Source organism: Streptomyces litchfieldiae (assembly GCF_031845365.1).
GTDB classification, from domain to species: Bacteria; Actinomycetota; Actinomycetes; order Streptomycetales; family Streptomycetaceae; genus Streptomyces; species Streptomyces litchfieldiae.
Genome location: NZ_JAVREL010000015.1, coordinates 30573 through 49012 on the forward strand (window position 1 = coordinate 30573; position 18440 = coordinate 49012).

Below are 18440 nucleotides of genomic sequence, written 5' to 3' on the forward strand. Positions count from 1 at the left end.
CCTGGCCGTGCCTCACCTTAATTCTTGTCGGTGACCCCGGCCGAGTCGAAGGTGGCCACCTCGCGCATCGCGCGGGCCGCGCTCTGCACCACGGGCAGGGCCAGCAGCGCACCGGTGCCCTCGCCCAGGCGCAGGTCCAGGTCCACCAGCGGGCGCAGGCCCAGCGCGGTGAGCGCGGCCAGATGGCCCGGCTCGGCGCTGCGGTGGCCGGCGATGCACACGGAGACCGCCTCGGGCGCGATGGCGCGGGCGGCCAGGGCCGCGGCGCCCGCGCTGACGCCGTCGAGGATGACCGGGACGCGCAGCGAGGCGCCGCCGAGGATCAGCCCGGTGAGCGCGGCGTGCTCCAGGCCGCCGACGGCGGCCAGCACCCCGATGGGGTCGGTGGGGTCCGGCTCGTGCCGTTGCAGGGCGCGGCGGACCACGTCGACCTTCCTGGCGTGCGTCTCGTCGTCGATGCCGGTACCGCGGCCGGTGACCTCGGCGGGCTCGGCGTCGGTGAAGACGGCGACGAGCGCCGCGGAGACGGTGGTGTTGGCGATGCCCATCTCGCCGGTGAGCAGGGCGCGGTTGCCCGCGGCCACCAGGTCGCGCGCGGTCTCGATGCCCACCTCGACGGCGCGCAGCGCCTCCTCGCGGCTCATCGCGGGCCCGGCGGTGATGTCGCCGGTGCCGGGCCGGATCTTGCGCGGCAACAGGCCGGGGGTGCTGGGCAGTTCGCCCCGGACGCCGACGTCGATGACGCAGACCTCGGCGCCGACCTGGGCGGCGAACGCGTTGCACACCGCTCCCCCGGCCAGGAAATTGGCCACCATCTGGCCGGTGACCTCCTGGGGCCAGGGCGTGACGCCCTGGGCGTGCACGCCGTGGTCGCCGGCGAAGACCGCGACGGCCGCCGGCTCGGGCACGGGCGGCGGGCAACTGCGGGACAGGCCGCACAACTGGGCGGAGATGACCTCCAGGGCGCCCAGCGCGCCGGCGGGCTTGGTCATCCGCTTCTGCCGCTCCCACGCCTCGCCGAGCGCCTGGGCGTCCAGCGGGCGGATCTCGGCGAGGGTCTCGCTGAGCAGGTCGTGCGGCTCGGCGCCGGGCAGGGCGCGGCGGCCGTACGTCTCGTCGTGGACCACCCAGGACAGCGGGCGGCGCTGGGACCAGCCCTGCTGGGCCAGTTCGGGCTCGCCGGGGAACGCGTCGACGTAGCCGACGCAGAGGTAGGCGACGATCTCCAGGTGCTCGGGCAGGCCGAGGGTGCGGACCAGTTCGCGCTCGTCGAAGAAGCTGACCCAGCCGACGCCCAGGCCCTCGGCGCGGGCGGCCAGCCACAGGTTCTCCACGGCGAGGGCGGAGGAGTACGGCGCCATCTGCGGCTGGGTGAGCCGGCCGAGGGTGTGCCGGCCGCCGCGGGTGGGGTCGGCGGTGACCACGATGTTGACCGGGGTGTCGAGGATGGCCTCGACCTTCAGCTCCCTGAACTGCTTGGCGCGGGCCTTGGGCAGCGACTTGGCGTATGCCTCGCGCTGCGCGACGGCCAGCTCGTGGACCTTCTGCCGGGTCTCCTGGGAGCGGATGATCACGAAGTCCCAGGGCTGGGAGAGGCCGACGCTGGGCGCGGTGTGCGCGGCTTGCAGGACGCGCAGCAGCACGTCGTGCGGGATGGGGTCGGAGCGGAAGCCGTTGCGGATGTCGCGCCGTTCGCGCATCAGCCGGTGCACGGCGTCGCGTTCGGGCTCCGGGTAGCCGGGGGCGGGCGGGCCCGGCGCGGCGGCGGGCCCGGCGGCCACGGGCTGGGCCGGCTCGGGGGCCGGGGCGGGCTGTTCGGCGGCCGGGGCCGGCCCGTTCGGCTCCGGCTGGGTCGGCTGGGCGGCCTCGCCGGGCTGCGGGGCCCGGGGCGCCTGAGGGGCGGCCGGGGCGGCGGCGTTGCGGGGGGCCGGGACGACGGGGGCCGGCTGCGGTGCCGGGGCGGGCGCGGGCTGCTGGACCGACGCGGCCTCGGGGGCGGCGGCCCGGGCAGCCACGGGCTCGGCCGGCTCGGAGGCGGCGGGCTCCGCCGCCGGGGTCTCAACGGGCGCTGCCTCGGCGGGTGTTGGCTCCACGGGCGCCGACTCGGCGGGCGCGGGCTCAACGGGGGCCGCCGCGGCGGGCGTTGCCTCGGCGGGCGCGGGCTCAACGGGGGCCGCCGCGGCGGGGGTCGGCTCCGCGGGCTGCGGCCCGGCCGGCTGAGCCGCGGCGGGCTGTGGGGCCTCGCCGGGCTGCGGGGCCACCGGCTGCCAGGCGCCGGGCGGGGTGGGCAGCGCCGCCGGGACCGGCTGGGCAGGCGCGGCGGGGGCCGCCTCGGCGGCGGGTCCGCCGGCCGGGGAGCCGGGCTGAGCGGCGGCCTCGGGAGCCGGAACCGGAACGGGCTCGGGCGCGGGAACGGGCTCGGGCGCGGGAACCGCCTCGGGCGCGGGAACCGCCTCGGGCGCGGCGGGTGTTGGCGCGGCGGCTGCGGCCGGAGCCGGCTGGGCCGGTGCGGGAACTCCCCCGGCGGGCGTGGCGGGGCCCTCCGCCGCGGGGCCGGTGGTGAGCGCCGGAGCGGTGTGCTCGCCCGGGACGTCCAGATACTCCGGCTCGGTGGGGTGCGCACCCGGCGCCGGGGCGACGGGACGGGGTGCGAGGGGCCGGACCACGCCCGGCTGGGCGGGCACCGGCGGCCGGGGCGCGGCCGCGCCGTCGCCCCAGGCGCCGCTCGCGGGAGGCATCAGCAGATCCTCCTCCTCGCCCTCGGCGTCGCCGACCTCCTCGGGCTGGGCGGGGAAGGGATAGGCCGCGGGAGCCGGTGTGCCCGGCTGCTGCGGGAGCTGGTCCGGCTGTCCGCCGGCCTGCTCCGGCTGTCCCCCCTCCGGGATCCGGCCGGTGTCCGTCATGCGTCCACCTCGCCCATCGCACGTGCTCCTTCCAACCCCGGACATTGATGGACGAATCATCGAGTCCGGCTGACGGCACAACGATCCATCAGCCTACCCGGGATGACGGCCGACCTCGTTCAGGGGTGTGCGCGAGTGGTCCGGGATGGTCCCGGTTTGTCACTGCGCCGTCGGCAACCGGCTGCCGACGAGCAGAAAGACAACGGTGCGGCCTCGTTCGGACCAGTCGCGCGTCTCCAGTTCGACGGACTGGAGGAGCGTGCACTCCACCGCGTACCCGGCACCGGCCAGCACCCGCCCCGCGGACTCGGCCTGATCCCGCGTCATGGCGTGCGTGACGATGCGCTGCGGGCGGCGGTCCGCACAGGCCACGAGGGTGCGGTGGCCGCCGCCGCCGACGCGGATCACATCGGGCTCGGGCAGATCCTCCAGCACCTGCGGCGCCACGCCGTGCACGACGTGGACCTGCACGCCGGCGTGGCGAGCGATGGTCTCGGCGCGGGCGCAGGCCCGGGCGTCGCGATCGACGGCGATCACCGCCGAGCCCAGCCGCGCGGCCTCCACGGCGGCCAGCCCGCCGCCGCTGCCCACGTCCCACATCAGGTCGCCGACGGAGGGGCCGAGGACGGCCAGTTGCAGGGCGCGCAGCCGGCGGTCGCGGCCGGGGGCGGCGGCGTCCGCGCCGGGGTCGGGAACGTCCGGGGCGTAGGCGGCGGCGTCGAGGCCGAAGCCGCGCGGCTGGTGGGCGCCGCCGGGGTCGAGGCCGGCCAGCCAACTGCTGTCGCCGGGGTGGGCGGACCCGCTGCTCCCTATCACGATCACCAGGTTGGGGTCGCTCCAGCGGTGCTGGGAGACGGTGTCGGAGGTGAGGACGGAGACCCGTTCCCGGTCGGTGCCCAGCGATTCGCAGATGACGAAGGTGCGGTGGACCTGGCCGAGCAGCAGCGCGATCTCGGCGGGGCCGGCGCCGGGCGAGGTGAGGACGGCGACCTTGGGATGGGCGCGGCAGACGTTCACCGCGCGGCGCAGGGTGCGCCGGTTGGCCACGACGACGCGGGCGTCGTCCCAGGGCATGCCCGCGCGGGCGAAGGCCGCGGCGACGGCGGACACGGCCGGGACGACCTCCACCTCCAGGCCGTGGGCGGGGTCGCGCAGCGCGCGGACGACGCCGAAGAAGCCGGGGTCGCCGTCGGCGAGCACCACGGCGGAGCCGCGGTGGGCGGCGATGCGGCGGGCGGCGAGGGCCACGCTGCCGAGCTGGACGCGTTCGGCGTGGGAGGGGACCTCGGGCAGGTCCAGGTGCCGGGGGGCACCGGCCACCAGCGTGGCCGCCTGGAGGGCGGCGCGGGCGGCCGGGTCCAGCGGGGAGCCGTCCCATCCGATCACGGTGACGCGGTCGGCCATGGTCGGGGCGCTCCTGGAGTCGTCGCAGGTCGGGGACGGCGAAGAGCCTACCCTGCGCGGTATCCGGGGCCGGGGGCGTCCTCCAGGTCCTCCGGGAGCAGGCCCCAGACGATGAGATCGGTGCGGATGTCGGTCCAGCCGCCGTCCTCGGTGCGGGAGCGCACTATCAGCGCGTTGCGCAGAACGCCCTCGCTCAGGCAGCCGATCTTCTGGGCGACCTGCTGGGAGGCGGTGTTGCCAGCCGCGGTGCGCAGCTCCAGGCGTTCGAACTTCTGGTCCTGGAAGAGCCATTGCGCGACGGCCAGCACGGACTCGGCCGCGTAGCCCTCGCCCCTGGCCCAGGGCGCGACGACGTAGCCGACCTCGGTGGCGAGGGCGCGCCAGTTGGTGTTGCGCAGGTGGACGCTGCCGACCAGCCGGTGGGTGAGCAGTTCGTGGACGGCCAGGACGATGCCGCGGCCCTCGGCCCGTTCGGCGGGGGCCCGGCGGGTGATCCAGTCCCGGGCCTCGGCGGCCGTGTACGGGACGGGGGCGGAGGTCCAGGTCGCGGTGAGCTCGTCACTCATCATCGCGGTGAGTTCGGGGATGTCCGCTTCCTCGAACGGGCGCAGCACCAGCCGGTCGGTACTGATGGAGATGTCGGGGAAGGTGGGTGTCATGCGCCGCTCCCTGCCTGAAGTCTGAGGGGACAGCATGCAGTATCGGCGTCCGCCGCGCCGCGCCGGGCCCCGGGCGGGTGGCCGGGAGCCCGGCGCGGCGGGTGTCAGGAGAGGGGCGCGCCGAAGGCGGGGACGATCGAGCCCTCGTAGGTGTCCTCGATGAACTGCTTGACTCCGTCGGAGTTCAGCAGCTCGGCGAGGATCTCCACGCGGGGGTCGTCCTCGTTGCCGGCCTTGACCGCCAGGAAGTTGGCGTAGGGGTTGTCCTCGGCGCTCTCCAGGACCAGGGCGTCCTCGGCGGGCGCGAGGTCGGCCTCGATCGCGTAGTTGCCGTTGATGACGGCGGCGTCGAAGTCCTCCAGGGCGCGCGGGAGGGTGGCGGCCTCCAGTTCCTCGAAGGAGATGCCGTTGTCCTCGGTGATGTCCGCGAGGGTCGCGTTGGCACCGACGCCCTCCGCGAGCTCGATCACGCCGTTGTCGGCCAGGAGCCTGAGGGCGCGGCCCTCGTTGGTGGCGTCGTTGGGCACCGCGATGGAGTCGCCCTCGCCCAGCTCGTCGGCGCCGGCCAGCTCGTTGGAGTACAGGCCCAGCGGCTCCAGGTGGACGTTGACGACCGGCACGATGTCGGTGCCCTGGTTGGCGTTGAAGTCGTCCAGGTAGGGCTTGTGCTGGAAGAAGTTGGCGTCCACCTCACCGCTGTCCACGGCCGTGTTGGGGAGCACGTAGTCGGTGAACTCGCGGATGTCCAGCTCGATGCCGGCCTCCTCGGCCAGGTTGTCCTGGACGTACTGGAGGATCGCGGCGTGCGGGACGGGGTTGGCGGCGACGCTCAGGGGCTCGCTGACGCTGGTCTCGTCGGCGGCCCCACCGGAGCCGCCGGAGTCACCCGAGCCGCCGGAGTCCGGGTCGGAGTCGGTGCCGCAGGCGGTGAGCCCGAGAGCGAGGGCGGCGGTGGCCGCGAGGACGGCGCTGGTCTTGAGGGGAGTACGCACGAAAAGTGCCCTTTCGCTGAATGACGCGTGTTTCTTGGTGGCCCGGAGTGGTGTCCCGGGTGGTCGGGGGGCGGCGCGCGCCGGTCAGGTGGAGGCGCGCTCGCGGCGGTGGATGAGGCGGACGATGCCGTCGCCCAGGAGCTGGACGGCCGTCACGAGGACGATGAGGACGGCGACGGTGACGAGCATGAAGCCGTCCTCGAAGCGCTGGTATCCGTACGTGAGGGCGAGGGTGCCCAGGCCCCCGCCGCCGACCGCGCCGGCCATCGCCGAGTAGCCGACGAGGGCGATGACGGTGGTGGTCAGCCCGGCGACCAGGGACGGCAGGGACTGCGGCAGCAGCACCTTGAGGACCACGGTCCAGGTGCCGCCGCCCATGGCGTGAACGGCCTCCACCAGGCCGTGGTCGACCTCGCGGACGGCCGTCTCCACCAGCCGGGCGAAGAACGGGATGGCGCCGATGGCCAGCGGCACGATCGCGGCGGTGGGGCCGACGGCGGTGCCCACGACGAAGCGCGTGAACGGGATCAGCGCGACCATCATGATGATGAACGGCAGCGAGCGGCCGATGTTCACGATGATGCCGAGGGCCTTGTTGAGCACGACGTTGGCCAGCGGGCCGCCGCGGTCGGTGAGGACCAGCAGCACGCCGATCGGCAGGCCGCCGAGCACGGCGTAGAACGTGGACCAGCCGACCATGTACAGCGTGTCGATGGTGCCCTGCTCCAGCAGGGGCCGCATCTCGTCCCAGGTCATCAGGCGCCCTCCCCGCTCAGCTCGACGACGTCGGCGCGGCCGGCCGGCGGGTCGCCCGGCAGCTCGACGGTGAGGCCCTGCTCGCGCAGGAAGCCGATGGGGACCACGTTGTCCTCGGCGCGGCCGGGCAGTTCGATGCGCATCCGGCCGACCTGCCGGCCGCCCACGGTGTCCATGGCGGCGCCGAGGATGGAGACGTCGACGTCGTAGGCGCGGGAGAGGCGGGAGATCACCGGGCGGCCGGTGGACTCGCCGTGGAAGGTGATGTCGACGACGGTCCGGTCGCCGGCCGACAGGTCGCCGCCCACCGGGAACAGCTCGCGGGCCAGCCGGGAGCCGGGGGTGGCCAGCAGGTCGGAGACGGCGCCGGACTCGACGATCCGGCCCTTCTCCATGAGCGCGGCGGAGTCGCAGACGGCCTTGACGACGTCCATCTCGTGCGTGATCAGCAGCACGGTGAGGCCGAGCTGCTCGTTGAGGTCGCGCAGCAGCGACAGCACGGAGCGGGTGGTCTCCGGGTCCAGGGCGGAGGTGGCCTCGTCGGACAGCAGCACCTTGGGGTCACCGGCCAGCGCGCGGGCGATGCCGACGCGCTGCTTCTGGCCGCCGGAGAGCCGGGCGGGGTAGACGCCGGCCTTGTCGGCGAGGCCGACGAGGTCCAGCAGCTCCAGCGCCTTGCGGGCGCGGTCGCGGCGGGAGAGGCCGAGGATCTCCAGCGGCAGTTCGACGTTGCCCTGGACGGTGCGGGAGGACAGCAGGTTGAAGTGCTGAAAGATCATGCCGATGCCGCTGCGCGCCAGCCGGAGCGGGCGGGGGGCGCGGTTGCCGGAGCCGGCGAGGGCCGTCAGGTCCTGCCCGTCGACGGTCACCGTGCCGGAGGTGGGGCGCTCCAGCAGGTTGAGGCAGCGGATCAGCGTGGACTTCCCCGCTCCGCTGCGGCCGATGACGCCGTAGACCTCGCCCGGGCGGACGTGGAGGCTGACGCCGTCGAGCGCGGTGACCTCGCGGCCGCGCGAACGGTAGACCTTCGTCAGGTCCGAAGTGGTGATCACTGGCTTTCCGTCACTGTCGGGTGCCGAAGGGGCGTGGGTGGGCGACGCCTTCGGAGCACGGTGAACGTCCTGGTGTACGCGAACGGGAAGAGCGTGAGCGCCGGGCGGGGGCGGGCGCGTCCCCCGGTCGGGGGCGCCCGGGACCGTGGCCGGCCGTGTCGCTTCGGGGCGCGAGCTGCTCGGGCGGGGGCCCTCAGCCGTCACACATTCGACACAGACAACGAGCACCGGGCATGACGGCTGCCTCGGTCGTCCGGAAACGGATGCTCGTCGTGGTCATGAGCACAAGTAAATCAGACGTTCCGACCGCGGTACGCCGGGAACGGGATCATGTGGTCAACGCCACGCGGCGGGCGGCCGGACGCCCCGTACCGGCGGCCCCTCCCGGCGGGCGGCGGGAGGCGTCCCGTTAGAGTCGGCGCATGTTCACGCCGCTGACGGTGACGGTCGTCGTGACCGCTCTGCTGCTGGCCGCCTGGTGCGGGTACGCCGCCTTCCGCGACCAGCCGGTCAAGGACTGGCACTACATCGGAATGGCCGTGGTGCTGCTGTTCGCGCTGGCACAGCTCGTGGTCGGCGTCGTGCAGCTCTCCCGCGGGGAGCGGCCCGGCGACGGCGGGACGGCGATCTTCGTGTCGTATCTGGTGTCGGTCCCGCTCTGCCTGCCGGTGGTGGGCATCGTCTCGCTGAGTGAACGCTCCCGGTGGGGTTCGGCGACGGTGGCCGCGGGCGCCCTGGTGCTCGCGGCGCTCCAGCTCCGGCTGGCCGATGTGTGGGCGGGGGGCGGCGGTGCCTGAGCAGCTCGCGGACCAGGGGCGGGGGCCGAATCTGCGGCAGGGGCCGGGGCGGCTGCTGGTCACGCTGTACGGCGTCTTCACGGTGGGCGCCACCTCGCGCTCCGTGTACCAGTTGTCCACACGTTTCGACGAGGCGCCGCTGGCCTATGTGCTCTCGGCGGTCGCCGCGATCGTCTACGCGTTCATCACGCTGTCGCTGGTGCGCGGCGGGGAGGCGGCGCGCCGGCTGGCGCTGGTCGCGTGCGCGGCGGAGCTGGCCGGGGTGCTGACCGTGGGGACCTGGACCCTGGTGGAGCCGTCGGCGTTCCCCGACGCCACGGTGTGGTCGGACTACGGGATGGGGTACCTGTTCCTGCCGCTGGTGCTGCCGGTCACCGGGCTGCTGTGGCTGCGCCGGACCCGTGGCGGGGCCCCGGCCGCGGCGGCGTGACCGGGGCCGGGGCGTTCGGCGGGCTCAGGCACTGGCGGCCAGCGAGGCGGGGACGTCCTTCTCCAGGGTGACCAGGCTCAGGTGGCGGGATACCTCTTCCACACCCACCGGGGCGTAGCCGAGCCGCCGGTACAGGCGCAGGTTCCCGGCGCTGCGGTGCCCGGTGAACAGGCGGTAGCGGGCGGCGTCCCGCTCCGCCGCGAGCCGCGCCTCGATGGCGGCCAGCAGCCGCCCGCCGAGGCCGTGGCGCTGCATCCGGGGGTGCACGATGAGGCGGCCGATGTTGGCGGTGCCGTCGTCGTCGACCCGGCCGCGGACCGAGCCGACGACCTCCGCGCCGAGGCGGGCCACCAGCACGCAGGTGTCGGCCACTTCGGCACGCAGGTCGGCCAGCGTCTGGGTCAGCGGCTCGATGGTGTAGTCCCCGTAGAGCTCGGCCTCCGGCTGGTAGCAGAGGTATTGCAGTTTCAGGATCTGCTCGGCGTCCTCGCCCGTCGCCGTGTCGATCGTGACGCTCATCCCCATGTGCACGCGCCTCCGTTGAGGTGTTGGGCCGGCCGGGCGTGTGTGAGGGTCGCGCTTCGGCCGGCGGCTGCCCTGACGGCGCAGGTCACCACCCGCGCCGTCACATTGTGCTGGGCGGCCGGTACTCGGGGGAATGTGCTGGAGCCAACTACCTTGTGAGATTGCCGACTCGCCGCCTCCCCCGGGCCCTGCGGGCGTGGGCGTCAGCGGCCGAAGTCGGCGGCGGCGAGCAGCGCGGTGTCGGGGTGGTCGGCGAACACGCCGTCGATGCCCGCCTCGAAGTACGCGTTCAGCGCGCCGAAGACGTCGCCGAAGGCGTTGGGGTCGGAGCCCCGGCGGAACTCGGCGGGCAGATAGCGGTTCTCGTTGCGCGCGGTGTAGGGGTGCACCAGCAGGCCGGCGGCGTGCGCGTCGGAGACCAGGGCGGTGGTGGTGCCCAGCGTGCCGTCGGCGTTCCGCGGGATGACCAGGTCGAGCGTCGGGCCGACGCCCTGGGCGTAGGCGGCGATCTCGCGCAGGCCCTCGGGGGTCACGAGGTCGGCGACGGTGCGCGGGTCGCCGGACTCCCGGAAGTCCCAGGGGCGCGAGCCGGCCGAGGAGAACAGCACCACGCGGGGGGTGTCCACCAGGCGGGCCATCCGCTCCATGCTGCTGGGCTCGAACGACTGGAGGAACACCCGGGAGTTGGCACGGTGCAGGTCGTGGCGGCGGAGCAGCCGGGCCAGGCGCTCCTCCAGGCCCAGTCCTATGGAGCGGAAGTACGAGGGGTGCTTGGTCTCGGTGTACAGCCAGACCGGACGGCCGCGCCTGCGGCCCTGGTCGACGGCCCAGCGCAGCACCTCGTCGTAAGTGGGAACGGTCCAGCGGCCGTTGTAGAGCGTGTTGGCCGGGCGCTGGTCCGGGATGCGTTCGGTGGCGCGCAGCGTCTTCAGCTCGGCCAGCGTGAAGTCCTCGGTGAACCAGCCCGTGATGGACTGGCCGTCCACGGTCTTGGTGGTGCGGCGGTCGGCGAACTCCGGGTGGTCGGCGACGTCGGTGGTGCCGCTGATGTCGTTCTCGTGCCGGCAGACCAGGTGCCCGTCCCGGGTGGGGACCAGGTCCTGCTCGATGATGTCCGCGCCGAGGTCGAGGCCGAGCTGGTAGGCGCCCAGGGTGTGTTCGGGGCGGTAGCCGGAGGCGCCGCGGTGGGCGATGACCGTCGGCGTGGGCAGTTCGCGGCCCGGGCCGCGGCCGGGGCGGCCGGTGGCGCGGGCGGGGGCCGCCGCGCCGAACAGCGCCGCGGCGCCGGCGCCGGCCACCGTCGCGCCGAGCACGGCCCGCCGGCCCGGGGATGGGGAGTGGGCGCCTGCCGCCTGGTGAGCTGCCATGGTTTCTCCGTAGGGCTCGTTCCCGTGGGCGCGCACCCGCTCCGGTGGTCCGGCTGCCGGCGGCCCTTGATCGCGCCCGATCGTAGGGACGCGGCCCTGTACGCACGGGGACGCCGGAGGAAACAGTCGACGAAGCCACGTCAAAGCTGAGTATCGGTGGCGTGAACCCCGTGCGCGATGTGTGGCGAGGCGCGAGTATCGTCCCTAGGCGTGCGGAGGTACGCATGACCATGAACGACCGGAGGGGAACTTGTCCCGATTCGTGCTGCTGAAGATGCTGCTCGGCCCGCTGCTGAAGCTGTTCTTCCGCCCGTGCGTCGAGGGGATCGAGCGCATTCCCGACCGGGGGCCGGTGATTCTCGCCGGCAACCACCTGACGTTCATCGACTCGATCATCCTGCCCCTGGTCATGGAGCGGCAGGTGTTCTTCATCGGCAAGGACGAGTACGTCACGGGCCGCTCGCTCAAGGGGCGGCTGATGGCGTGGTTCTTCACGGCGGTCGGCATGATCCCGGTGGACCGGGACGGCGGGCACGGCGGAGTGGCGGCCCTGATGACGGGGCGGCGCGTGCTGGAGGAGGGCAAGGTCTTCGGGATCTACCCGGAGGGCACCCGGTCACCCGACGGACGTCTGTACCGGGGGCGCACCGGCATCGCGCGGCTGACGCTGATGACGGGCGCGCCGGTGGTGCCGTTCGCGATGATCGGCACGGACCGGGTGCAGCCGGGCGGCCGCGGCCTGCCGCGCGTCGGGCGGGGCCGGCGGATCACCGTGCGGTTCGGCTCGCCGCTGGACTTCACGCGCTACGAGGGCATGGACCGCGACCGGTATGTGCTGCGGGCCGTCACCGACGAGGTGATGACCGAGGTGATGCGGCTGTCCGGGCAGGAGTACGTGGACATGTACGCCACCAAGGTGAAGGCGGCCTGACCACTCAGGTCCAGGGCAGGGCGGAGCGCGTCCGCCAGTAGTCGGCCGGGGGCTCGGCCAGCCGGGCGAGGGCGGCCAGCCGCTCGGGATCCGCGTGCAGCCGGGCGGCGGCGACGTTGCTGCGGAGCTGCCCGAGAGTGGCCGCGCCGGACAGGACGAGGCCGGCCCAGGGCTGGTTGAGGACCGCGGCCAAGGCGACCGTGTCGCAGCCGACGCCGTACTCCTGGGCGAGCGCGGCCAGCTCGGGCGGCGCGGTGTCGCGGCGGGCCAGCCGGCCGTTGGCGACGGCCTCCTTGACGATCACGGTCAGTCCGGCGGCGTGCGCCTCGGCGAGCGCGGGACCGGCCGATTGCTCCAGGACGTTGAACGTGGACTGCACGGTGGTGAACAGCGGCCGGCCGTCCACGGTGACGGCCAGCGCGGCGCGGATGGCGTCGGCCTGGCCCGGACCGCTGGTGGACAGGCCGACGCTCACGCCGTCCTCGGCGAGGCGGGCGAGCCGGTCGAGCACGGCGGGGTCGTTGAGGGCCGGGCTGTCCGGGGTGACGGAGTGGATCTGGTACAGGTCGAGCCGGTCGCCGAGCAGCGCCCGGGTCTCGGCGTACTGGCGGTCGAACGTGGCCGCCCCGTGGTCCTTCACCTCGTGCGTCTCGGCATCGGCGCGCCAGCCGGCCGTATACGTGTAGCCCCACTTGCTGCCGACGACGACATCGGTGATCCCGGGCCGGGCGGCCAGCCAGTCGGCGAGGAAGCTCTCGGCCATGCCGTAGGAACGGGCCGCGTCCAGGTAACGGACGCCGGCCGCGTGGGCGGCGTCGAGCAACCGGTGGCTGCGCTCGCGCAGAGCCTCGGGAGTGCGGTCGCCGGGCAGGTCACGGTCCCGGCCGAGGTTGATGTAACCGGGCCGGCCGACGGCGGCCAGCCCCAGCCCGACGCGGGCGGCGGGCGTGGCCTCGGGGGTGAATCGGGAGAACGCCATGCGGTCACCCTCGCATGCGTCGGGGATTTTGGAGGGGGGTGGGGCGACTCGGTGGCCTTCGGGCGGGCGATGGGGGTGAAGTCGTCCGTGGCCGCGCCGTGCCCGCGGGCATCGGCGGCGAAGGCCCCCATGGCGCGCCATTCGGGAGCCACCGGCCGGCGGCCGAGCGTGGCCGGGCGTGGCCGAGCGCACAGTGGCACGGGCCAGCGTGGCCGAGCGCACGGTGGCACGGGCCCGCGCGCGGCCGCGGCATCCAGGCCGGGGGCGAACTCGTCCATGGCCAGGCCGTTTTGGAGCCAACCAGCGGAAGGCGGGCGCGGCGGTGGGTGGCCCGTCCCGCTGTGTGCGCGGGCGTTGCTCACGTCTCCTGCGGCGCGGACCAGGCCGCCGCGCACAGTGCCTGGGCCACGGCCTCCGTGTACTCGGCGACCGCGAGCCACGCGCGGGCGAAACGGTCGGGGTCGGCGGGCAGGAGGCGGCCGAAGCCGTCCAGGGCGCGGTGGGCGGCCGCCCGGTGCAGCTCGTCGACCAGGTCGGCGCCGGTGGCGAGGCCGGAGGTGCGCAGGCGGGCGGCGTCGGTCGTGGCCGAGCCGGGGAGGGCGAGGGTGCGGCGGCCGGCGGTGACGGCCTGGTTCGTGCGGCGGCGCAGCAGGTGCAGGGGTGCCTCGGCGCCGCCGCCGGGGCCCGCCGGGGAACGCGGCGGGCCGGGCGGGTCGGGGAGGTCGGCGCGCGGGAGCCGGTCGTAGCCCAGGTCGATCCGGTCCCGGAGCCCTTCGGCGCGCAGCGTGGGGCCCGCGCCGGGCGGGCGGCCGGCGGCGAGCAGGGCCAGCCGGGGGTGGGCGGCCGGGATGAGCCGGCCGATGATCCGCAGCCGCAGGCCGGGCGCGGCGGCGAGCAGGCGCAGGTTGTCCCGGTGGGCGAGCGCGGGGTGGTCGTCCGCGGCGGCCAGCCGCAGCGGCAGCCCACGGCAGTCGGCGGCCAGCACGTGGCCGCCGGGCTCGGCCAGCGGGCCGGTGACCGTGACGTCGAGGAAGAGCAGGTCGGAGCCGGCGGGGCGGTGCGCGGCCGCCAAGGCGCGGGCGGCTTGCTCGCCGGGCGGGGTGTCCCACAGCCGCCCCAGCGGGTCGTCGTCCCAGTCGGCGCCGGCGGCCCGCACGGCGCGGACGGCCGATCCGGCGCCGAGCCGGCCGTCGGGCGCGACGGTGGCGCCGGAGACGGCGAGGCCGGCGCGGGACAGCTCGCGGTGGGTGAGGGCGGTGTCGCCGAGCCGCACGGTGCGGTCGGCGGCGGAGGCGGCGCGCGCGGCGCCGCCGGGGAGCACGTCCGGAACGGTGTACAGGCGGCCGTCGGCGTCCGCGGTCCAGGTGACCGCGCCCGCGTGACCGGTGCCGGTCAGCACCGGCTCGGTGAACAGGCCGTACAGCCGCAGCGAGCCACCGGGAACGTACGGCCTGCGCGCGGTGCCGCGCAGGCCGGCGGGCGGCGGGCCCTCCGCGTGGGCGAGGCCGTGGGCGGTGGCCAGCAATTCCCGCAGGGCGGCGGTCAGATCCGCGAGCCGGTACGCGGGGTCGGCACCGCGCGCGGCGCGCAGCGCGGTCACGGTGGCGACGGCCGCGGCGGCCGGGCGGTGCAGCCCGGCGAGGCGCGCGGCGTGGGCGGCGCCCAGCAGCTCCGCCTGGGCGAACGCGCCGGCGCCGTCGGTGCCGGCCTCCAGCACGGCGGCACCCGCGGTCCACAGGGCGGTCGCGGCGGCGCGCTGACCGGGCGTCACCGGCTCGGCGTCGTCGGCCGCCCGCTCCGAGGGGGCCGGGCCGCCGCCCGGCTCGGGGGTGGCGGCGGGCGGCGGGGGCGGCGCGTCGTCGTCGGCGACGGGCGCGGCGGCGGCGACCGCCGCGCGGTGCAGGCAGTCGGGGGCCAGCAGGCAGCCGCAGCGGATCGCGTCGGTGGTGGTGACGGTGCCGCCCGGGGCGGCCAGCTCCAGTTGGGTGTCGTCGTCCACGGCGAGGCGCACCGTGTCGCCGTCGCGGGTCGCCGGGCGGGCGGCGAGCCTGGCCGCGGCGGCGTCGAGGCGTTTGCGCAGCCGGGGGCTCAGGCCCTGGATCAGGGCGGCGGTCACGGCGGGGGCGACGGCGGGCAGCCCGGGGGTGTCGGTCAACGGATCTTCTCCCCTGCCCAGCGGGCGAGTTCGAGCGGGCTGAGCGCGGCGACGGGCATCCCGGCGGCGACCAACTGGCCGGCGACGGCCGTGGAGTACCGGGGGCGGCCGGCGTCGTCCAGGCTGGCGCAGCCCAGGACATGGGCGCCGGACCCGGCCAGGGCCCGCACTTCTGCGAGCAGTCCGCCCACCGGATAGCCCTCCTCGAAGTCGCTGATGACGACGACCAGGGTGCGCGAGGGTGCGGTGACGAGCGTGCGGGCGTGCCGCAGTGCGGCGGCGATGTGGGTGCCGCCGCCGATCCTGACCTCCAGAAGCAGGCCGAGCGGGTCGTGCACGTGGCCGGTGAGGTCGACCACCTCCGTGGAGAACGCCAGGAAGTGGGTGGTGAGGGTGGGGACTCCGGCGAGGACGGCGGCGGTGAGCGCGGACCAGATCGTGGACGCCTCCATGGAGCCGGACACGTCGGTGAGCAGGATCAGCCGCCAGTCGGCGGTCCTGGTGGCCCGGCCGCGGAACACGGGCCGTTCCGGGATGATCTGGACGCCGGCGTCCTCGGCGGGCCGCGCCGTGTGCAGGCTGGCCCGGATGGTGCGGGGCAGGTCGAGGCGGCCGGTGGGGCGCCGGGTGGGACGGGGCAGCGCGGCGCCGGTGAGCGCGGGCCGCAGCCGGGTGGCCAGCCGCCGGGTGAGCTCGTCGACGAGGCGACGGACCAGGGGGCGGAGCTGGACGAGGCGGGCCTCGGGCAGGCCGCCGGCGTGGCTGAGTACGGTGCGCAGCAGTTCGACCGAGGGGCGGACGCTGTCGGGGTCCAGCGCGGATACGGCGTCGCCGCGGCCCGCGGCCACGGCCGCGGCCAGGACCTCCTCGCGGATGCCGGGGCCGAAGCAGGCGGCGAGCGCCCCGGACCACTCGCGGACGCCGGGATACGGAGCCTCCCGGCCGCGCCCGCCCGTGGCGAGGTCGCCGCGCGCGCCCTCACCGCGGCCCGATCCGTACAACTCGTCCAGGGCGGTGGCCAGCGGGATGGCCGCGGAAGGGAGCCGGTCCGCGCGGCGGCCGAGCAGCAGCCGCCAGCGGTCGACGAGGGCGAGGGTCCGCTCCTCCGGCGGGCGGGCGGCGGCGGGCCGGCCGGCGTCCGCGCCGGGGGCGGCCCGGCCCGCCGGGCCGGGGGCGGGCAGCAGGCCCCGGCCGGCCAGGACGTCGCGGGCCGTGAGATCGGCCCGGGTCCACAGCGCGAGGGTGTCCGCGTCGGCCCCGGCGTCGGGCAACGCGCCGATCCGGTCGCCGACGCGGTCCTCCACCACGTCCAGAAGCCGGTCCCGGGCGGCCGGGCTGAGCGTGTCGAAGCCGGCGCGCAGAGCCGGCAGCCGGTCCAGGAAACGGCGGTCCGGCAGCTCGGCGACGCGGTCGAACAGCGGGCCGAGGGCGGCGGGCGACGCCTCCAGCAGCGGGCCGGCGGCGGTCAGCAGGCCGGTGAGGCGGGCGGTGAGCGCGGCGCGGGACTCGGGGCCGGTGGCCGCGTCCACCCAGGACGCCACCAGGCGGCCGAGGGCCTCGGGCCGCTGGTGGCCGAGGAGCGTGCGCAGCGCGGCGGCGGCGCCGCGCATGAGCGGGGCCCCCTCGGCGGCCAGGGCGGCGAGCGCGGCGGTGAGCCGGATGCCGCCGAACCGGTCGGCGCGGTGGCCCAGTTCGACGAGGGCGCGGGCGTCGGCGGGGTCCTCGGAGCCGGTCAGCCCGGCCACCTGGCGCACCGCGGCGGCGGTGAGCAGGTCGGCGGTGTCCCCGGTGGGCAGGCCGGCGGCGCGGAGCCGGTCCAGCAGCGTGAGGGCGGCCAGCAGCTCGGGCAGGGCGCCGGTGGCCGGGAGAACGGCGCGGGTCTCGGCGAGGCGCTCGGCGGTGAGGGCGTCCAGTCCGCAGGCGGCGGCGTGATCGAGGCCGGCGACGACCTGGGCGGCGGTGGGCCCGCCGGCCCCCCGCTCGGCGCGGTGGCGTTCGCGCAGGGTGCCCTCGGCGGCCTGGGCGGCGGTGACCCCGCGGACGGAGGCGGCCGTGAGCATGGCGGCGGTGGCCGGTGTCCAGCGCAGCGACCAGCGGGTGGTGACGGCGTCGGCGCCGCCGGCGCCGGTGACGGGCTGCTCCTCGGCGTAGGGGATGCCGCAGACGGTGAGGCGGCGCAGCAGCAGCTCGCGGCGCCGGTCGAGCGGGGAACGCACGGGGTCCAGGCGCAGGTCGCGCGCGGGTGCGGTGGCGTCGGCCGGGCCGGGCAGGCCGAGCTCGGCGACCTCGGTCTCGACGGCGGGGCCGAGGCCGCCGCGCGGGGTGCCGGGGGCGGGGCCGCCGGTGCGGGAGCCGATCAGGACCCGCTCCAGCGCGTGGGACACGGCCCGGCCGCGGCCGAGCGGCTCGCCCTGGGTCAGCGTGGTGCCCACGGCCTCGATCAGCTCGCCGCGGCCGGGCGCGGGCAGGCCGCGGAGGCGGGCGAGGTCGGCGGCGAGCCGGGTGATCTCCCGCGCGTCGGCCGGCCCCGCGGGGTGGTCCTGGGCGCGCAGCTCGCCGCAGATCCGGACGGCGGTGCGGGTCAGCGCGTGGTCGAGGGCGGCGGGGTCGCCCGCCGAGTCCAGCACCTGGTGCTGCCACTCGGGGTCGCGGATGCCGGCCGGGTAGCCGGACCGCTCGTCGAGCAGGGCGTAGGTGTATGGGATCAGCGACACCGTCCAGGCCTCGGCCGCCGCGAGGTCCGCCCCGGCGGGAGGGGCGTCGTCCCCGGCGGCGGCCCGGGCGGTGAGGGCGGGGGTGTGGAACGCGCCGACGACGGCGGCGACGCGGCGGCCCCCGGCGGCGGCCTCGGCCAGCCGGGCGCGCATCCAGCGCTCCCGGTCCAGGTCGAGGGGGTCGACGCCGGGGCCCTCGGCGGCGTCGCGGCGCAGGGCCCAGCCGGTGAGCAGCGCGGCGCGGCGGACGGCCTCGGGTGGTGAGCCGGGGGCGGTGGCCTCGACCAGGCGGTCCCACAGGTCGTCGCCGCGCCGGCCGGTGAGGCGGGTGCGCAGCGCGTGCCCGAGGCCGGGGCGGCCGGGGCCGGAGGGCCCGGGCGAGCGGTGCCCCCGGAGGTGGAGCGGGAGGTCGGCGGCGATGGCCGGGACGCCGCGGCGCGCGGCCCAGCGCAGGGCGGCCAGCTCCGGGGAGAAGTCGGCGAACGGGTAGAACGCCGGGTCGCCGGTGGACTCCCCCGCGCCGGGGACGGCGGCGAGGGCGACGGGGGCGCGGGTCTCCTCGTGGGCGAGCCAGGGCAGCCAGTCCTGGAACTCGGCGGGCAGCTCGACGAGCAGCACGGCGGGCCCGGCGGCGTCCAGCAGGCGGGGCACGGCGGCGGCGAGGGACGGCGCGTGGTGCCGTACGCCGATGAGGAACGGGCCGGCGGGGTCGGTGAGTTCGGCCAGGGCGTCGCTCACCTGCCGGGCGCCGGGGTCCGGTTCGGTGGCCATCGGCG

Annotated in this window: 14 protein-coding genes; 3 read left to right on the forward strand and 11 right to left on the reverse strand. The window is 76.3% G+C overall.

Annotated elements, in window-relative coordinates:
- Positions 1–17 precede the first annotated feature (17 nt).
- The 6 genes from cobT to RM590_RS23820 form a co-directional block, all read right to left on the reverse strand.
- The gene (gene cobT / locus RM590_RS23795; RefSeq protein WP_311706728.1) at positions 18–2903 is read right to left on the reverse strand and encodes a nicotinate-nucleotide--dimethylbenzimidazole phosphoribosyltransferase; all 2886 of its coding nucleotides are present in this window, start codon (positions 2901–2903) and stop codon (positions 18–20) included.
- 159 nt (positions 2904–3062) lie between these two features.
- Complete coding sequence (gene cbiE / locus RM590_RS23800; RefSeq protein WP_311706729.1) at positions 3063–4307, reverse strand: precorrin-6y C5,15-methyltransferase (decarboxylating) subunit CbiE; 1245 nt, start codon at positions 4305–4307, stop codon at positions 3063–3065.
- A gap of 47 nt (positions 4308–4354) precedes the next feature.
- A complete protein-coding gene (locus tag RM590_RS23805) occupies positions 4355–4966 on the reverse strand; it encodes a GNAT family N-acetyltransferase (RefSeq protein ID WP_311706730.1) in 612 nt (203 codons plus the stop codon).
- Positions 4967–5070: 104 nt separating this feature from the next.
- Entirely contained in the window at positions 5071–5958 is an 888-nt protein-coding gene (locus RM590_RS23810; RefSeq protein ID WP_311706731.1) for a MetQ/NlpA family ABC transporter substrate-binding protein, read from the reverse strand.
- Positions 5959–6042: 84 nt separating this feature from the next.
- Positions 6043–6714: a methionine ABC transporter permease gene (locus tag RM590_RS23815; RefSeq protein ID WP_311706732.1), complete on the reverse strand. Its 672-nt coding sequence runs from the start codon at positions 6712–6714 to the stop codon at positions 6043–6045.
- A complete protein-coding gene (locus RM590_RS23820; protein WP_311706733.1) occupies positions 6714–7766 on the reverse strand; it encodes a methionine ABC transporter ATP-binding protein in 1053 nt (350 codons plus the stop codon). The genes RM590_RS23815 and RM590_RS23820 overlap by 1 nt, the downstream gene beginning before the upstream one ends.
- Before the next feature lie 422 nt (positions 7767–8188).
- On the opposite strand from RM590_RS23820, the gene RM590_RS23825 reads away from it, so the two are divergent.
- The gene (locus RM590_RS23825; RefSeq protein WP_311706734.1) at positions 8189–8563 is read left to right on the forward strand and encodes a hypothetical protein; all 375 of its coding nucleotides are present in this window, start codon (positions 8189–8191) and stop codon (positions 8561–8563) included.
- The gene (locus tag RM590_RS23830; protein ID WP_394813958.1) at positions 8535–8993 is read left to right on the forward strand and encodes a hypothetical protein; all 459 of its coding nucleotides are present in this window, start codon (positions 8535–8537) and stop codon (positions 8991–8993) included. The genes RM590_RS23825 and RM590_RS23830 overlap by 29 nt, the downstream gene beginning before the upstream one ends.
- A gap of 24 nt (positions 8994–9017) precedes the next feature.
- Here the strand turns inward: RM590_RS23830 and RM590_RS23835 are convergent, their stop codons facing one another.
- Both RM590_RS23835 and RM590_RS23840 read right to left on the reverse strand, forming a co-directional pair.
- A complete protein-coding gene (locus tag RM590_RS23835; protein WP_311706736.1) occupies positions 9018–9518 on the reverse strand; it encodes a GNAT family N-acetyltransferase in 501 nt (166 codons plus the stop codon).
- Between the two features lie 203 nt (positions 9519–9721).
- Positions 9722–10885 carry a glycerophosphodiester phosphodiesterase gene (locus RM590_RS23840; protein ID WP_311706737.1) on the reverse strand — a complete coding sequence of 388 codons (1164 nt, stop codon included), beginning with the start codon at positions 10883–10885 and terminating at the stop codon, positions 9722–9724.
- Positions 10886–11135: 250 nt separating this feature from the next.
- Between RM590_RS23840 and RM590_RS23845 the strand changes: the two genes are divergently transcribed.
- A complete protein-coding gene (locus RM590_RS23845; protein WP_311706738.1) occupies positions 11136–11816 on the forward strand; it encodes a lysophospholipid acyltransferase family protein in 681 nt (226 codons plus the stop codon).
- Between the two features lie 4 nt (positions 11817–11820).
- Here RM590_RS23845 and RM590_RS23850 read toward each other — a convergent pair whose 3' ends face one another.
- From RM590_RS23850 to RM590_RS23860, 3 genes are all read right to left on the reverse strand, one after another.
- Positions 11821–12795 carry an aldo/keto reductase gene (locus RM590_RS23850; RefSeq protein ID WP_311706739.1) on the reverse strand — a complete coding sequence of 325 codons (975 nt, stop codon included), beginning with the start codon at positions 12793–12795 and terminating at the stop codon, positions 11821–11823.
- A 358-nt stretch (positions 12796–13153) separates the two neighbouring features.
- Positions 13154–14950 (reverse strand): hypothetical protein, encoded by a 1797-nt coding sequence (locus RM590_RS23855; protein WP_311706740.1) that lies wholly within the window; start codon positions 14948–14950, stop codon positions 13154–13156.
- Positions 14947–18435: a DUF5682 family protein gene (locus RM590_RS23860; protein WP_311706741.1), complete on the reverse strand. Its 3489-nt coding sequence runs from the start codon at positions 18433–18435 to the stop codon at positions 14947–14949. The genes RM590_RS23855 and RM590_RS23860 overlap by 4 nt, the downstream gene beginning before the upstream one ends.
- Positions 18436–18440 lie beyond the last annotated feature (5 nt).